Annotated in this window: 17 protein-coding genes; 11 read left to right on the forward strand and 6 right to left on the reverse strand. The window is 72.9% G+C overall.

Going from position 1 to position 15,420, the window contains the following annotated elements:
- Nucleotides 1–64 precede the first annotated feature (64 nt).
- On the reverse strand, nucleotides 65–823 hold the full coding sequence (locus ACH9EU_RS03435; protein WP_396412553.1) for a hypothetical protein: 759 nt from the start codon (nucleotides 821–823) through the stop codon (nucleotides 65–67).
- Nucleotides 824–1,225: 402 nt separating this feature from the next.
- On the opposite strand from ACH9EU_RS03435, the gene ACH9EU_RS03440 reads away from it, so the two are divergent.
- Nucleotides 1,226–1,588, forward strand: coding sequence for a dihydrofolate reductase family protein (locus ACH9EU_RS03440; protein WP_396412537.1), 363 nt, complete (start codon nucleotides 1,226–1,228; stop codon nucleotides 1,586–1,588).
- Between the two features lie 262 nt (nucleotides 1,589–1,850).
- Here the strand turns inward: ACH9EU_RS03440 and ACH9EU_RS03445 are convergent, their stop codons facing one another.
- Nucleotides 1,851–2,255 carry an MmcQ/YjbR family DNA-binding protein gene (locus ACH9EU_RS03445; protein WP_396412538.1) on the reverse strand — a complete coding sequence of 135 codons (405 nt, stop codon included), beginning with the start codon at nucleotides 2,253–2,255 and terminating at the stop codon, nucleotides 1,851–1,853.
- 157 nt (nucleotides 2,256–2,412) lie between these two features.
- Between ACH9EU_RS03445 and ACH9EU_RS03450 the strand changes: the two genes are divergently transcribed.
- The 8 genes from ACH9EU_RS03450 (at nucleotide 2,413) to ACH9EU_RS03485 (ending at nucleotide 10,227) form a co-directional block, all read left to right on the forward strand.
- Complete coding sequence (locus ACH9EU_RS03450; protein ID WP_396412539.1) at nucleotides 2,413–2,604, forward strand: hypothetical protein; 192 nt, start codon at nucleotides 2,413–2,415, stop codon at nucleotides 2,602–2,604.
- Complete coding sequence (locus ACH9EU_RS03455; protein ID WP_396412540.1) at nucleotides 2,601–3,848, forward strand: MFS transporter; 1,248 nt, start codon at nucleotides 2,601–2,603, stop codon at nucleotides 3,846–3,848. Before ACH9EU_RS03450 ends, ACH9EU_RS03455 begins: the two co-directional genes overlap by 4 nt.
- Nucleotides 3,849–3,941: 93 nt before the next feature.
- Nucleotides 3,942–5,105: a CE1758 family FMN-dependent luciferase-like monooxygenase gene (locus ACH9EU_RS03460; RefSeq protein WP_396412541.1), complete on the forward strand. Its 1,164-nt coding sequence runs from the start codon at nucleotides 3,942–3,944 to the stop codon at nucleotides 5,103–5,105.
- Complete coding sequence (locus ACH9EU_RS03465) at nucleotides 5,102–5,788, forward strand: CE1759 family FMN reductase (RefSeq protein WP_396412542.1); 687 nt, start codon at nucleotides 5,102–5,104, stop codon at nucleotides 5,786–5,788. Before ACH9EU_RS03460 ends, ACH9EU_RS03465 begins: the two co-directional genes overlap by 4 nt.
- Entirely contained in the window at nucleotides 5,785–6,231 is a 447-nt protein-coding gene (locus tag ACH9EU_RS03470; protein ID WP_396412543.1) for a MarR family transcriptional regulator, read from the forward strand. Before ACH9EU_RS03465 ends, ACH9EU_RS03470 begins: the two co-directional genes overlap by 4 nt.
- Before the next feature lie 121 nt (nucleotides 6,232–6,352).
- Nucleotides 6,353–7,369 (forward strand): LLM class flavin-dependent oxidoreductase, encoded by a 1,017-nt coding sequence (locus ACH9EU_RS03475; RefSeq protein ID WP_396412544.1) that lies wholly within the window; start codon nucleotides 6,353–6,355, stop codon nucleotides 7,367–7,369.
- Between the two features lie 384 nt (nucleotides 7,370–7,753).
- A complete protein-coding gene (katG, locus tag ACH9EU_RS03480) occupies nucleotides 7,754–9,961 on the forward strand; it encodes a catalase/peroxidase HPI (protein ID WP_396412545.1) in 2,208 nt (735 codons plus the stop codon).
- Nucleotides 9,962–9,981: 20 nt separating this feature from the next.
- Nucleotides 9,982–10,227 (forward strand): hypothetical protein, encoded by a 246-nt coding sequence (locus ACH9EU_RS03485; protein WP_396412546.1) that lies wholly within the window; start codon nucleotides 9,982–9,984, stop codon nucleotides 10,225–10,227.
- Between the two features lie 48 nt (nucleotides 10,228–10,275).
- Here the strand turns inward: ACH9EU_RS03485 and ACH9EU_RS03490 are convergent, their stop codons facing one another.
- The 4 genes from ACH9EU_RS03490 to ACH9EU_RS03505 all read right to left on the reverse strand — a co-directional run bounded on the left by ACH9EU_RS03490 (nucleotide 10,276) and on the right by ACH9EU_RS03505 (nucleotide 12,739).
- Nucleotides 10,276–10,482, reverse strand: coding sequence for a helix-turn-helix domain-containing protein (locus tag ACH9EU_RS03490; protein ID WP_396412547.1), 207 nt, complete (start codon nucleotides 10,480–10,482; stop codon nucleotides 10,276–10,278).
- A complete protein-coding gene (locus ACH9EU_RS03495; protein WP_396412548.1) occupies nucleotides 10,482–10,961 on the reverse strand; it encodes a DUF2975 domain-containing protein in 480 nt (159 codons plus the stop codon). Before ACH9EU_RS03495 ends, ACH9EU_RS03490 begins: the two co-directional genes overlap by 1 nt.
- A 182-nt stretch (nucleotides 10,962–11,143) precedes the next feature.
- Nucleotides 11,144–11,803, reverse strand: a complete 660-nt coding sequence (locus tag ACH9EU_RS03500; RefSeq protein WP_396412549.1) for a hypothetical protein — start codon at nucleotides 11,801–11,803, stop codon at nucleotides 11,144–11,146.
- A gap of 171 nt (nucleotides 11,804–11,974) precedes the next feature.
- Nucleotides 11,975–12,739, reverse strand: coding sequence for an IclR family transcriptional regulator domain-containing protein (locus ACH9EU_RS03505; protein ID WP_396412550.1), 765 nt, complete (start codon nucleotides 12,737–12,739; stop codon nucleotides 11,975–11,977).
- Nucleotides 12,740–12,852: 113 nt separating this feature from the next.
- Between ACH9EU_RS03505 and ACH9EU_RS03510 the strand changes: the two genes are divergently transcribed.
- Nucleotides 12,853–14,184, forward strand: coding sequence for a flavin-dependent oxidoreductase (locus ACH9EU_RS03510; RefSeq protein WP_396412551.1), 1,332 nt, complete (start codon nucleotides 12,853–12,855; stop codon nucleotides 14,182–14,184).
- Between the two features lie 7 nt (nucleotides 14,185–14,191).
- Nucleotides 14,192–15,388, forward strand: coding sequence for an ABC transporter substrate-binding protein (locus tag ACH9EU_RS03515; protein WP_396412552.1), 1,197 nt, complete (start codon nucleotides 14,192–14,194; stop codon nucleotides 15,386–15,388).
- Nucleotides 15,389–15,420 lie beyond the last annotated feature (32 nt).

A 15,420-nucleotide genomic window follows, 5' to 3' on the forward strand; every position in this document is an offset into this window, starting at 1 on the left:
GTCACCTGTTCTGCTGTTCCTGGTCACGGCGGATGTTCCACCGGTGGAGGCCGCGGACAGTTCGTCAGTCACGACCTCCGCGCAGCACGTCCACGTGCACGTGGTCGAGGTGACGCAGGATCTCGTTGCCGGGCTCCGGGGCGTCGTAGTCCCGCCAGTGCCCTCGCGAGCTGTGGGCACTCCAGAACCGGTCGTCGAAGATGACGTACTGGACGTCCAGGTCCTCGGCATGAGCGACCAACCAGTGGGCCAGCAGCCACCCCGCACGCCGATTCTCCTCGGTCACCGGGCGGAAGAAGACGTCGACGGCGCGGCCGTCGTAGTGCGTCGACTCCGCTCCGTGCCCCTGGTCGATGCCACCGGGGGCGAAGCCGCCCAGGCTCTGGTCGCCGAACACCTCGGTCATCGCCTCGCGAAGCCGCTCGGCGCGCGGGGTCAGCCCGGTCTCGGTCAGCTGCTGTTCCGGCAGGTCACCGGCGGCCGAGCCCTGGCAGTACAGGCTCGGACCGGCGTCCCCGGGCGGACCGTCGGCCAGCCGCTCCAGCACCGCCTCGTCGATGCCGGAGGTGTCCGGCGCCTCCATCCCGCGGGCGGAGAGCGCCACCGCCGTCGTGGCCCGCTTCGCCTGGTCACGGTCGAGTCCGACCTCTCCGTCCGACGTCTCGACCGTGCACTCCGGGCCCCACCGCAGCCAGCCGTCTCCCGCGCGCAGGCCGGGTCCGAGGAGCGCCAGCGCTCCCGTCAGCATGCCGAGCAGCAGAAGAAGGCCCAGGACCGGCCGCCAGGGGCGGGGCCGGCCCCCGGGTGCCCCCTCGATCGTCATCACGAGCGCAGATGTGCCAGCGGCACGGTGGCCTCTGGGGTGACGAGGCCGGCCGGCTCACGGGACAGGGCTGATCCGACGAGACCGACGCTGACCACGGGGATCTTCCCGACGATGACGCACCTACTTCGCTGGTTCCGTGAAGGTTCCACCTATAGCAGAGCGAGCGGCACCTGGCGAGGAGGGGCCTCCTGATGCGCTGAGCCGGAGGGCGACGGCTCGTGAGACGGCTCCGCGTCGGTGGGCGGGGACGAGTGGTCGTGGCGCCTCGTGAGGCGGCGCCGCTCCTCGGTTGCGCTGACGCCCTGTTCGACGACGTGGGGACCCGTGTCGTCGACGTCCTGGCGCACCGGTCGCCCACGGCCGGCACATAGCCTGATTTGGTACCGGTGGTCCAGTTACTTGGTACCGAGCACCCTGGACCGGGTCGACTGGAACGCGGAGTTCGTGCGCGGGAACCTGGGCGACGCCATTGGGCGCCTGAAGCGAGAGCCGTGTCAAGGTCTGCTCGCGGACGGCGTGACGCTCCCGCTGGCGCTGGCGGAGCTGGGACTGATCGACGAGTACGAGTTCGTGGTGCAGCCCAGGCTGGCGGGCCACGGGCCGACGTTGGTCGCGGGACTGTCGAGGCATGTCGACCTGAGGCTCGTGGACCGGCTGGAGTTCGGCTCGGGGGCGGTGGCCATGCGGTACGTGCTGAAGGGCTGGCCGTCTGACACAGGGCCGGGTGATGCACGAGTCGCTGTTCACCGGAGTGCTTTCTGAAGGACTCGCCGTCCGGGGATCTGTGGCTCGAGATCGGCGGTGCGGCGGGGGAGAGAGGCATCCACCGCTCCACGGGCGCGTCGTCGACCGCGGCCGGAGTGCCGCGGTGGTGCATGAGCAGCAGGTTCGTGGAGATCGTGTTCCTCCTGGACACCGGTGCAACCCCCCCCGTGCGGGTCGGTGGCACGGCAGGGACGGAGCCGGTCACGGGTTCTCGACATCACCGACCGTGCGGATCGCCGGTCGCGGTGTCCGCCGGCTGCTACCGGGCCCCGTCGTGCTCGGCACCGGGCCCGGGGGAACGTGCGCCGAGGACCGGGCGGCGGGCCGCGGGCATCCCCTCCACCACGAGCTCGTAGGCGTTGAGGACCAGTTCCTCGACCAGCTCAGCAGTGATCCCCGGCCCTGCGGCCACGGAGATCCAGTGCTTCTTGTTCATGTGGTACCCCGGGGTGATCGTCCCGAACTCCTGGCGCAGCGCCTCGGCGTGCGGGGGTTCGCACTTCATCGTCACGATGGGCGTGCCCCGCAGCTCGGTGACCACCAGGAAGACCCTGCCGGCCACCTTGAACACGTCGTGCTCCGGGCCGAACGGGAAGGTGCGGGTCACCGCCCGCAACGCGCCGGCCGTCTCCATGGCGACGTCCTGCAGCCTCGTGCCGTCCACGGGAGCTCCTTCTGCCACGGCTCCAGAATGGCACAGGACAAGGAACGCCGGCCCCTGGACCTGGTGCGGCGGTCAGAGCTCGCAGAGGCCGTGACCCGGCATGCCCTCCGGCCCGGACGTGGCCGGAGGGAGACGCCGGAGGTGAAAGGATCGGCACATGACCCAGACCCCGTGGCGGTTCCCGGTGGCGCAGCGCTTCTCGGGCATCAAGTCCTCGCCGGTGCGCGACATCGTGGCGCTGGTGGAGCAAGCCACCTGCCGCGCGGCCCTGCCCGGGACGTCGAGCCGGACGCTGCTGCTGAACGGGGTGTCGAAGATCATGGCCCCGGGCCACCGGGGGAGCGCGTGAGCGCCCCCGGGTCGGGAGCCGGGGAGCGGACCGGGTCGTGGTGGTGGCCGGCGCTGGCCATGTTCGCCGTGGGCTACGGCGCCAATCAGTTCGTGCCCCTGCTGGTGGCCTACCGGTCGACGCTGGGGCTCGCCGACGCCGAGGCGACCGCGGTCTTCGGGGTCTATGCCCTGGGCCTGATCCCCGGGCTGCTGGCCGGTGGGCGGGCCAGTGACGTGCACGGGCGCCGACGGCTCATGATCGTCTTCGCAGCCCTGTCCCTGGTGGCCACAGCGGTGCTGATCGCCGGACAGTGGGGTGTGGCCGGGCTCTACGCCGGGCGTTTCCTGACCGGGGTGGTGTCCGGGACGGTCTTCAGCGTCGGCACGGCCTGGATCAAGGAGCTCTCCACGGACGCCGGCCCGGCGGCCGGTGCCCGCCGGGCGGCCCTGGCGCTGACCGCCGGCTTCGGCGCCGGCCCGCTGGTCGCCGGCCTGCTCGCCCAGTGGGCTCCGGCCCCGCTGACCGCGCCCTACCTGGTGCACCTGGTGCTGGCCGGGGTCGCCCTGGTGCTCCTCCCGCGTGCCCCCGAGACCAGACCCGTGGTACACCGGCAGGCGCCCCGGACCCGCTCGGTGCCGGCCTCGGCCGCCACGGCCCGGTTCCGCGGTGTGGTGGTTCCCATGGCGCCGTGGGTCTTCGGCAGCGTCACGCTGGTGTTCACGACACTGCCCGCCCACGCGATCCCGCCCGGCGGTGGTCTCGACCTGGCCTTCCCGGGATTCCTGGCCGCCGGCGCCCTGGTGGCCGGAGCCTTCGTCCAACCGTGGGGGCGGACCCTGCGGTCGGCGCTCAACGGTGCCGGAGGGGCGGGTGCGGGGGCGTTGGGCCTGGCCGTGGTCACCACCGGGTGCCTGGTCGCCGCACTCGCCACGGCCCGGCCCGGGCTGCTGGTCGCGGCGCTCGCCGCTGTGCTGCTCGGGGCCGGATACGGGGTGTGCATGATCGTGGGCCTGACCGAGGTGGAGGAGCTGGCAGCACCGGAGGAACTCGGTGCGGTGGTCGCCGTGTACTACAGCCTCACCTACACCGGCCTGGCCGCGCCCTATCTGATGGCCCTGGCCGCCCCGTCCCTCGGCTACCCGATCGCACTGATCTGCCTGGCAGGCGCGGCAGCCCTGACCCTTCTCGCCGTCCTGCTCAACGGCCGGACCCACCCGTCGTCGGGCGGGAAGGCCCCGGCAACGCCGACCGGCCGGGAATAATCCCGGACCGCGTCCCCTTGTAGGGAGTAGTTCAAATTTGAAGAACTAGCTCGAGGCGTCCGGACGGACGCCGCCACGGACCAGGAGGACTCCATGCAGTTCGGCATCTTCACCATCGGGGACGTCACCCCGGACCCCACCACGGGGCGCGCACCCACCGAGCACGAGCGGATCCAGGCGACCGTCGCGATCGCCCGGAAGGCGGAAGAGGTGGGCCTGGACGTCTTCGCCACGGGTCAGCACCACAACCCGCCCTTCGTGGCCCCCGGCAACCCGCCCACGCTGCTCTCCTACCTGGCCGCGGTCACGGAGAAGCTGATCCTGTCCACCGCGACCACGCTGATCACCACGACCGACCCGGTGCGCATCGCCGAGGACTACGCCTACCTCCAGCACCTCGCCGGCGGGCGGGTCGACCTCACGATGGGCCGGGGCAACACCGGCCCGGTCTACCCGTGGTTCGGCAAGGACATCCGCCAGGGCATCCCGCTGGCGGTCGAGCACTACAACCTGCTGCACCGGCTGTGGCGCGAGGACATCGTCGACTGGCAGGGCCGGTTCCGCACCGCTCTGCAGGGGTTCACCTCGACCCCGCGCCCGCTCGACGACGTGCCCCCCTTCGTGTGGCACGGCTCCATCCGCTCCCCGGAGATCCCGGAGCAGGCGGCCTACTACGGCGACGGGTTCTTCCACAACAACATCTTCTGGCCCGCCGAGCACACCCGGCAGATGGTGGACTACTACCGGCAGCGCTTCGAGCACTACGGCCACGGCTCCTCCGACCAGGCGATCGTGGGGCTGGGCGGCCAGGTGTTCATGCGCCGGAACTCCCAGGACGCCGTGCGCGAGTTCCGCCCCTACTTCGACAACGCCCCGGTCTACGGCCACGGGCCCTCGCTGGAGGACTTCACGGCCCAGACCCCGCTGACCGTCGGCACCCCCGAGCAGGTCATCGAGAAGACCCTCTCGTTCCGCGACTACGCCGGCGACTACCAGCGCCAGCTGTTCCTCATCGACCACGCGGGCCTGCCGCTGAAGACCGTCCTGGAGCAGATCGACCTGCTCGGCGAGGAGGTCGTCCCCGTGCTGCGCCGGGAGTTCGCCGCGCTCAAGCCGGCCCACGTGCCCGAGGCCCCGACCCACGCCTCCCTGGTGGCCCGCCACCGCGCCGGCCAGGACCCCGTGCCCGGCGGGACCGAGTTCTCGCCCGCCGGGCGGGCCCGTGCCGCCCAGGCCACGGAGGGGGCCCGCCGATGAGCGCCCACGGCACGACGACGTCGGGGCCCGGCGCCGTCCGCCCGATCACCCTCGCGGTGGTCTCCGCGGGGATGTCGGACGCGTCCTCGACCGGGCTCCTGGCCGACCGTCTCGCCGAGGCGACCCGCGACGGCCTCGGCGGGGTCCCGGTGCGGATCGAGCGCGTGGAGCTGCGCCCGCTGGCCCACGCGATCACCGACCACCTGCTCACCGGCTTCCCGGGTCCGCCGCTGCGGGCGGCACTGGAGGCGGTCGCCGGGGCGGACGCCCTGATCGCGGCCACCCCGACGTTCAAGGCCTCCTACTCGGGACTGTTCAAGTCCTTCGTCGACCTCCTCGACGAGACCGCGCTGGAGGACCTGCCGGTGCTGGTGGCCGCCACCGGGGGCACGGCCCGGCACTCCCTGATGCTCGACACCGCCATGCGCCCCCTGTTCGCCCACCTCAAGGCCCTCGTGCTGCCGGTGGGCGTCTACGCCGCGACCGAGGACTGGGCGGGGGACTCGCTCGAGCCGCGCATCCGGCGGGCCGGGACCCAGCTGGCACGCCTGCTCGCTCCGGGCCGGGGACAGGACGGAGCGGGCACCGGCGAGGCCACGCCCCGCGCCCCCCGCCGGGAGCGGGGCGACGCGTTCGCCTCGGTCCCGGACTTCGCGGACCTGCTCGCCGGGGCCGGACGGTGACCGGGCAGGAGGCGGCCGCCCGTCCGTGGGACGTGTGGCAGCTGTTCTTCGAGACCTCCGCCCGGCTGACCACGGAGATCGAGACCCGGCTCAAGGAGCACGGCTGCTCCCTCATGGACTACCAGGTGCTCCTGCTGCTGCGCGACGCGCCCGACCACCGGCTCCGGATGGGGGAGCTGGCCCAGCGGATGGTGTTCTCCCCGAGCCGTCTCAGCTACCAGATCGGCGTGCTCGAGAAGCGCGGCTGGGTCCGGCGCCGACGCTGCCCCGAGGACGGGCGCGGTCTCGAGGCCGAGCTCACCGACGAGGGGCTGCGCGCCTTCCGGCGCCTCCGGCCGGCCCACGCCCGCGACGTCGAGGAGCTGTTCCTGAACGCCCTGGAGGGCGACGACGCCGAACGGCTGCGCGCCGTCATGGAGCGGCTGGCACGCCACCTGACCTGACAGGACGCGACGTGCCCGGCCGGGTGCGGCCCGCGATCGCGGCCGCCCCCTCGCCCGCAGGCACGCCACCTCCGGCGCCGCCCGACACGCCCACCCCTCGCCCGAGAAGGAGCCCACCCCGATGAAGCGCATCGGCTTCCTGTCCTTCGGCCACTGGGCCGACGTCCCGGGCTCGCCGGTGCGCACCGCGGCCGACTCCCTGCTCCAGGCCGTCGAGCTGGCCGAGGCCGCGGAGGAAATCGGCGTGGACGGCGCCTGGTTCCGCGTCCACCACTTCGCACCGCAGCAGGCCTCGCCCTTCCCGCTGCTGGCCGCGATCGCCGCCCGGACCTCCCGCCTCGAGATCGGCACCGGGGTGGTCGACATGCGCTACGAGAACCCGCTGCACATGGCGGAGGATGCGGCCGCCGTCGATCTGATCAGCGGCGGGCGCCTGCAGCTCGGCGTCAGCCGTGGCTCCCCGGAGTCCGTGCTGGCCGGCTACGAGGCCTTCGGGCACGTCCCGGAACCGGGGGAGTCCGACGCCGACATGGCCCGGCGGCACACGGCCCGGTTCCGGGCCGCGATCGCCGGGGCCGGGATCGCTCCCGCCGACCCCCGGGCGACCGGGCGGGCGGGGCTGCTCCCCGTCCAGCCGCTCTCACCCGGCCTGCCCGAGCGGATCTGGTGGGGTGCCGGCAGCCGGGCCACCGCGCGCTGGGTCGCGGAGCAGGGCATGAACCTGATGTCCTCGACCCTGCTCACCGAGGACACCGGGGACCCGCTCGACGTGCTCCAGGCCGAGCAGATCCGGCTCTTCCGCGAAGCGTGGACAGCGGCCGGCCACCGGCACGTCCCGCGGGTGTCGGTCTCGCGCAGCGTCGTCCCCCTGGTCGACGACGAGAGCCGTCACTACTTCGGCCTCCGGGCCCGGGCCGGTGCGCGCGACCAGGTCGGGACGATCGACGGCGCGACCGCCCGGTTCGGGCGCAGCTACATCGGCGAACCCGACCGGCTGGCCGAGGAGCTGGCCCGCGACGCAGCGGTGGCGGCGGCGGACACGCTGCTGGTCGCCGTGCCCAGCCAGCTCGGCGTGGAGTTCAACGCGCGTCTGCTCGAGGCGGTGGTCCGCGACGTCGCCCCGGCCCTCGGGCACTGAGCCGGTGTCATGGGACACGTCACCGCCAGTCCTTGACTGGCCCCGGGCAGGACACAAGACTTTGAGGGGTGATCGCACCGCCGGATTCCCAGCCGCTCCTCCCGGGCGCCGCCCGGCGGATCGCCCGGATCCCGGCGAGGCCGGCCGAGGCCGTGCGCGCCCACCGGCCCACCGGCTCGCGCCCGATCCCGAGCCCCGCCGTGGCGCACCCGGTCCTGGACGGCACGGCGCCCGCCGGCCCGTCCCGCCGCCCGGCGCCGTGCACCGGGGGCGTCCCCGTCGCACCTCCCTCCGCCGTCCCCGGCACCCGTCCGGTCCTCCGCGGCGGTGCCCCCGGCCAGCGACCCACTCCTGCCCGGCACCACCATCCTGGAAGGAAGTCCCATGTCCCAGACGCCTGACGCTCCTGTGCACGGCAGCGAGAGCGAGAACCCGGCGATCGACGCCCCCACCCCCGCGACCCACCGTCCGCGGACCATCCAGGACTGGTGGCCCAACCAGCTGGACCTGGGAGTCCTGCGCAAGCACTCCACCACGACCGACCCGCTGGGCCGTGACTTCGACTACGCGAAGGAGTTCTCGAGCCTCGACGTCGAGGAGCTCAAGCGCGACCTCACCGAACTGATGACCAGCTCGCAGGACTGGTGGCCGGCCGACTTCGGGCACTACGGAGGACTGTTCATCCGGATGAGCTGGCACTCGGCCGGCACCTACCGGATCGCGGACGGCCGTGGCGGGGCGGGGGAGGGCATGCAGCGGTTCGCCCCGCTCAACAGCTGGCCCGACAACGCCAATCTCGACAAGGCCCGGCGGCTGCTGTGGCCCGTCAAGCAGAAGTACGGCCGGAAGATCTCGTGGGCCGACCTGCTGGTCCTGGCCGGCAACGTCGCCCTCGAGTCGATGGGCTTCAAGACGTTCGGGTTCGCCTTCGGCCGCGAGGACGCCTGGGAGCCCGAGGAGATGTTCTGGGGACCGGAGGACACCTGGCTCGGCGACGAGCGCTATGCCGACGACCGGGAGCTCTCGGGCCCGCTGGCCGCGGTGCAGATGGGGCTGATCTACGTCAACCCCGAGGGCCCCAACGGCAACCCCGACCCGCAGGCCGCCGCCCGGGACATCCGCGAGACCTTCGGCCGCATGGCGATGAACGACGAGGAGACGGTGGCCCTGATCGCGGGCGGGCACTCCTTCGGCAAGACCCACGGGGCCGGTCCCGCCGACCACGTGGGACCCGAGCCCGCGGCCTGCCCGGTCCATGCCCAGGGGTTCGGCTGGACGAGCACCTACGGCAGCGGCAAGGGCCCGGACGCGATCACCAGTGGCCTGGAGGTCACCTGGACCAGCACCCCGACCCAGTGGGGCAACGGCTTCTTCGGCAACCTTTTCGGCCACGAGTGGGAGCTGACGGAGAGCCCCGCCGGGGCGCACCAGTGGGTCGCCAAGGACGCCCCCGAGACCATCCCGGACGCCTACGACCCGCAGAAGAAGCACCGGCCCACGATGCTGACGACCGACCTCGCCCTCCGGGTCGACCCGGAGTACGAGAAGATCTCGCGGCGCTTCCACGAGAACCCGGACGAGTTCGCCGAGGCCTTCGCCAAGGCCTGGTACAAGCTGCTGCACCGCGACATGGGCCCGGTCTCGCGCTACCTGGGCCCCTGGGTCCCGGAGCCGCAGCTGTGGCAGGACCCGGTCCCGCCGGTCGACCACGAGCTGATCGGGGACGACGACGTCGCCGCCCTGAAGGAGACGATCCTCGGCTCGGGCCTGACGGTGTCGCAGCTGGCCTCCACGGCGTGGAACGCCGCCGCCAGCTTCCGGGGCACCGACAACCGGGGCGGGGCCAACGGGGCCCGGATCCGGCTCGAGCCGCAGCGCGGCTGGGAGGCCAACGAGCCGGACCGGCTGGCCGATGTCCTGCGCGTCCTGGAGCAGGTCCAGCAGGACTTCAACGGCGCGGCGTCCGGCGGCCGGAAGGTCTCGCTGGCCGACCTGATCGTCCTGGGCGGCTGCGCCGCCGTCGAACAGGCGGCCCGCAACGCCGGCCAGGAGATCGAGGTCCCGTTCCGGCCCGGGCGCACGGACACCACGCAGGAGCAGACCGACGTCGAGTCCTTCTCCGTGCTCGAGCCGCAGGCCGACGGCTTCCGGAACTTCCTGAAGCCCGGGACGCAGCTCTCCTCCGAGACGCTGCTGCTCGACCGCGCCTACATGCTGAACCTCAACGCGCCGGAGATGACGGTCCTGGTCGGCGGGATGCGCGCCCTCGGGGCCAATCACGCGGAGTCGGCCCACGGCGTCCTCACGGACCGGCCCCAGGCCCTGACCAACGACTTCTTCGTCAACCTGCTCGCGGCCGGCACGGAGTGGCGGGCGTCCGAGTCCTCGGAGGAGGTCTACGAGATCCGTGACCTCGCCACGGACGAGCTCAGGTGGACGGCCACCGCGGTCGACCTCGTCTTCGGCTCGCACAGCCAGCTGCGGGCGATCTCGGAGGTCTACGCCGCCGACGACGCCCAGGAGAAGTTCCTGCGCGACTTCGTCGCCGCCTGGGTCAAGGTCATGGAGCTGGACCGGTTCGACCTCCGCTGACGCGCACCGGGCCCGGATGGGTGGCGGCGGCCGCGGCCGCCGCCATCGCCCATCTGGTGGCCGGGTTCTTCTACCTCTCGAGCGGCCTCGTCGCCCCGCTGCCGGCCGTGGCGATGCTGCTGCTGTGGTGGGCGGTCCTGGCGTGCGCCGGGATGTGGCTGGTGGCGCGCCGGTCCTACCTGGTGCTGGCCGTTCCGGTCGTGGCAGTCCTGACCTGGCTCGGGCTCATGTGGTTCGGTGGCGCGCTCCTGGGCTGGAGGGGCTGACCCCGCGGGCCGGCGCGGTCGAGGTCTCCGGCCGGGACGTGGAACGGTTCAGTCCTCGACGTACTCGAGGAGGTCGCCCGGTTGGCAGCCCAGCACCCGGCACATGGCCTCCAGGGTGGCGAAGCGCACCGCCTTGGCACGGCCGTTCTTCAGCACGGCCACGTTGGCGGGGGTGATCCCGACCCGTTCGGCGAACTCGCCCACGCTCATCTTGCGCCTGGCCAGCTCGACGTCGAGTCGCACGACGATCGGCATCAGATGACCGCCTCCATGTCGGTGCGCAGGGCGGTCGCCTGTCGCAGCAGTGCCCGCATGACCACCATGAGCAGCCCCAGGACGGTGACGCCCGTGGACGCCAGCATCAGCACCAGCACGGGCCCGGGGTCGTCGGCGTTGACACCGACGACGAACGACACTCCCAGCAGCACGACCCACGCGGCGCCGACGGCCCACACGATCGCGTCCACCCAGATCAGGGAGGCCTCGCTGAAGATGCGGTCGTTCTTCACGAGGCCGAGCAGCTTCCAGGTGGACACGACCACCACCTCGGCGCAGAGGATCCAGAATCCGAACAGCGCCGTCAGCGGCCACCTGAGGTGCGCCGACTCCGGGGACTCCTGAGCCATGTGGGCGAACTGGCCGGGCAGGGACATGACCTGGAAGACGACCAGGATCGCGAAGAGCAGGACCAGGAAGACTCTGAGGGCGGCAACCGCCCAGCGCTGGGTCATCATGAATTGAGTATCAGCAAGTATCTATCGAAAGTCAATCGCAAGCATGGGGAGTCTCCATGACTGCGCCGAGGTCCGGGCACCAAGCCGCCCCGGCCCGTGAGGACTGATCCCCACGGGCCGGGGCGAGCGAGGTCGAGCCTGTGCGTACCGGTCGAGCCGTGACGACGGCGAACGGCCGGCGCTCAGGTGCGGGGACGGTCCTCGGGCCCGCGGCCCTCGTCGTGCCCGCTCCTGTGACCGTGACCGCGGTCTCCACCGGGCCCCAGATCACCGTCGCCGCGGACGCCGTCGTCGTCGCGGACGCCGTCGTCGTCGCGGGCGCCGCCGTCGGTCCGGCCGTCACCGTCCGTCCGCCGGTCGGTGCCGCGCCGGGCCCCGCCGTCGTCGTGCGCGTCGTCGGTGGTGCGGGAGTCGTCCTGGTGGCGTCCGCCGGAGCGGTTGTCGGTGCCGCGGCCGTCGGCGCCGCGGTCGTCCAGGCCGTGCCGGTCAGGGTCCTGCCGGTCCCCGTCGGGATCCAGCTCGGCGGCGTCCCGGCGGTGGGTCTCCGCCTCCTGGTGCACCCGGTCGGCGTCCTCGGCGCGGCGCTCGGCGTCGTGGGCGAGACGATCGGCCTCGACGCGGGTCTTCTCGGCCTCGGCCCGGGCCGCGTCGGCGTCGGCCTTGCTCCGGCGGGCCGCCAGTTCCTCCTCGTCGCTGCGGGTGCGGAGGTCGGCCGCCTGCTCCCGGTGCTCCCTCTGCACGGCGGCGTCGTGCTCCTTCTTCTTGCGGCCCCCGGCCATCACGGCGATGACGATCAGTGCCAGGACGACGATGCCCAGTACGATCCAGATCCAGGTGTCCATCGGATGCTCCTCCTCGGTCGACCCTGTGGTTCCCCCATAGAAGCAGACGCGAACGGGTCCGGCTACCCGCACGTAGGTGCCGCGTGCGCCGGCCGCCGTCCGGCCCGTCGGCGGACGGCGGTCCACCCGCCGGGCGAGGGCCGTGCGGGGTCCCGTGACGAGGGGCGACGGTCAGAGCAGCCCGCCGATCCGCTCCGCCGTCTCCCGCAGCGCACGGACGTGGCCCCGGAGGCGCGAGACGCCGCCGCGATCGGCCGGGACGCTCACGGCCAGCGCCGCCACGGTCCGGCCGGCGGCGTCGGGAACGGGGACGGCGGCCGCGTGCAGGCCGTCGAGGCTCTCGCCGAGGTTGAGCGCGTAGCCGGAGCGCCGGACGTCCGCCAGCTCCTCGTGCAGGCCCCTGGCGCTCGTGGTGGTGCGCTCGGTGAGGCGGGGCAGCCCGGCGTCGATCAGCGACCGGGCCTCCTCCGGGCCGGCCGCGGCCAGCAGGACCTTCCCGCCGGCGGTCGCGTGGACCGGGAGCAGTGCCCCGCGGCGTCCGCTGACCCGGACGGGCCGGTCGCACTCCACGCTCTCGACGAATCGAACGCTCGGGCTCTCCAGGACCATGAGGTTGACGGTCTCCTCGAGCGCGGCGCCGAGGGTCTCCATGAGCGGGTGCGCGACCTGCCGCAGCTGCGGGATGCCGGCGGAGGACAGAGCGAACTCCAGCAGGGCCGGACCCGGCCGGTAGGCCCGGGAGTTGCGCTCCTGCTGGACGAAGCCCTCGTGGGCGAGGGTCATCAGAAGGCGGTGGGCCGTGGAGCGGGCCACGCCGAGCTCCGCCGCGGCGTCCGTCACCCGGAGGGAGTCCCTGTCGCGGAGCATCAGGAGCAGCCTCAGGGCGTTCGAGACCGACTCGACGGCGTACGGCGGCAGCTCCGGTTTGTTCTGCATGCAAGAAAGATTGACCGATCGGTCCTGTTCTGCGCAACACCTTCCTAGCGTGGGGTTCCACGGGACCGCCGGGACAGGCCGGCGGCACCCACCGCGGGCGAGGAAGGCAGGCCATGACGCATCCGGACGAGAGCACAGCGGTGGACGGGAGCACGGTGCCCACCGGGCCCGGCCCGGGCCGGAGACCCCGGGTGGCGGTCGTGGGCGCCGGGATCGGCGGTCTGGTGCTGGCGCTCGAGCTGCACCGGGTCGGGATACCGTGCCGCGTCCTCGAGGCGGCTCCGGAGATCCGGCCGCTGGGCGTGGGGATCAACCTGCTCCCGCACGCCACCGCCGTTCTCGCCGGCCTGGGCCTGGAACCCGCGCTCGCGGCCGTCGGGGTGACCACGAAGGAGGCGGTCTTCTACAACAGGTTCGGGCAGTTCATCCACGCCGAGCCCGCGGGCCGCTACGCCGGGTACGACAGCCCCCAGTTCTCCATCCACCGCGGCGACCTCCAGCAGGTGCTGCTGGACGCCGTGCACGAACGCCTCGGCGAGGACGGCGTGCTCACCGACCACCGGTGCGAGTCCGTGGACCAGGACGACTCCGGAGCCGTCCTCCACCTCACCCGCAGCAGCGACGGCGCCGCGCTGCCCGACGTCCGCGCGGACGTCGTCGTGGCCTGCGACGGCGTCCACTCCGCGGTGCGCCGGCAGTTCTACCCGGAGGAGGGGGAGCCCCGGTACTCCGGGGTCACCATGTGGCGCGGGGTCACCGTGGCGCAGCCCTTCCTCACGGGCGCGAGCATGGCCCGCGTGGGCTGGCTGGCGAGCGGGAAGATGGTGGTCTACCCCATCCGCGACGACGTCGACGACGACGGCAACCAGCTCGTCAACTGGGTCGCCGAGGTCGAGGCCCCGCAGCGGGCCCGCCGCGACTGGACCCGGGAGGGCCGGCTGGAGGACTTCCTGGGCGTCTTCCAGGACTGGACCTTCGACTGGCTGGACGTGCCCGCGCTCATCACGGGCGCCGAGACCGTGCTCGAGTACCCGATGGTGGACCAGGACCCGCTCCCGCGCTGGACCTTCGGGCGGGTGACCCTGCTGGGCGACGCCGCCCACCCCATGGTGCCGCGCGGATCCAACGGTGCCGGCCAGGCCGTGCTCGACGCGCACCGGCTCGCCGAGTCCCTGGCCGCCGCCGGCGACCCGCTGCAGGCGCTGGCCGACTACGAGGCCGAACGGCTGCCCCGGACCTCCGCCGTGGTGCTCGCCAACCGGACGTCCCCGCCGGACACCATCATCCGCGAGGTGTGGGAGCGCACCGGCGACCGCCCGTTCGAGCGGATCGAGGACGTCATCAGCGCGGAGGAGATCGCCGCGATCTCCCGGCGGTACCAGGAGGTCGCCGGCTACAGCCTCGACGAGCTGCGAGCCGCGGACGACCCGGACCGGAAGGAGTGAGCACCCCGTGACCGGCATCCCGTTCCGCTGCGACCCCGCACACACCGCCCTGGTGGTGGTGGTGGACGTCCAGAACGACTTCTGCTCGCCCCGCGGAGCCCCGGCCGGCGCCGGCTTCGGGTGCGGCGCAGGGCCTGCGTCCGCCCCGCTCGACTCCACCGTCCTTTCGTCCCGCCACCAGACGCGTCACCACCGTGACGCACCACACGTCCCCACGACCATGGAGTCCATGATGAAGCGCATGCCACTCGTCAGTGCCGCCGCCGCCGCAACCCTCGTGCTCAGCGGGTGCGGCGGTGGGTCCGAGTCCCCCGAGCCCCAGGGGCTCGACCCCGACTCGCCCGTCGCCGTCAATGTCGCCGAGACCGCCGGCATCCCCTCCGCGTACCTCAACTACGGGGTGCAGCAGGGCTTTTTCGAGGAGGAGGGCCTCGACGTCACCGTCGACGTCAGTGCCGGCGGGGCGGCGGCCGTGCCCGGGCTGATCAGCGGCGGGCTGCAACTCGCGGGCTCGAACACGGTCAGCGCCCTCCTGGCCGTGGAACAGGGCCTGCCCATCACCATGGTGGCCCCGGGGACCTTCGGCTCCGAGACCGAGGGGGAGGACTTCTCCGCCGTGCTCGTCGCAGGGGACAGCGACATCCGGGAACCGGCGGACCTCGCCGGGAAGACCATCGCGGTCAACACCCTGGAGAACATCGGCGACGTCACCATCTCCGCGGCACTGCAGGAGCACGGGGTGGATCCCGAGAGCGTCCGGTTCGTGGAGATCGGCTTCCCCGACATGATCCCCGCGCTCGAGCGGGGACAGATCGACGCCGCCTGGGAGATCGAGCCGTTCGTCACCATCGGCGCGGAGTCCGGGGCACGCCCGCTGCTGTGGCCGTACGTCGAGGCCCGCCCCGGCCTGATGGTCGGGTCCTTCCTCGCCACCCAGGAGTACCACGAGCAGAACCCCGAGGTCATCGAGGCGTTCCGCAACGGGCTGGAGGCCACCGCCGAGTCCGTGACGGAGGACCCGGACGCCTTCCGCGACGCGCTGCCCGACCTGGCCCGCGTGACGCCCGAGGTCGCCGAGTCCATGACCCTGCCGCAGTGGAAGGCCGAGATCGACGTCGAGTCCCTGGAGTACATCGAGGAGCAGATGCGGGAGCACGGGATCATCGGCGAGCCGGTCGACATCGACGCCGTCGTCGCCGACTGACGGCCCGCCCGGCCGCGGCGGGGCCGGCCCCC

Source organism: Kocuria rhizosphaerae (assembly GCF_044462265.1).
GTDB lineage: Bacteria > Actinomycetota > Actinomycetes > Actinomycetales > Micrococcaceae > Kocuria > Kocuria rhizosphaerae.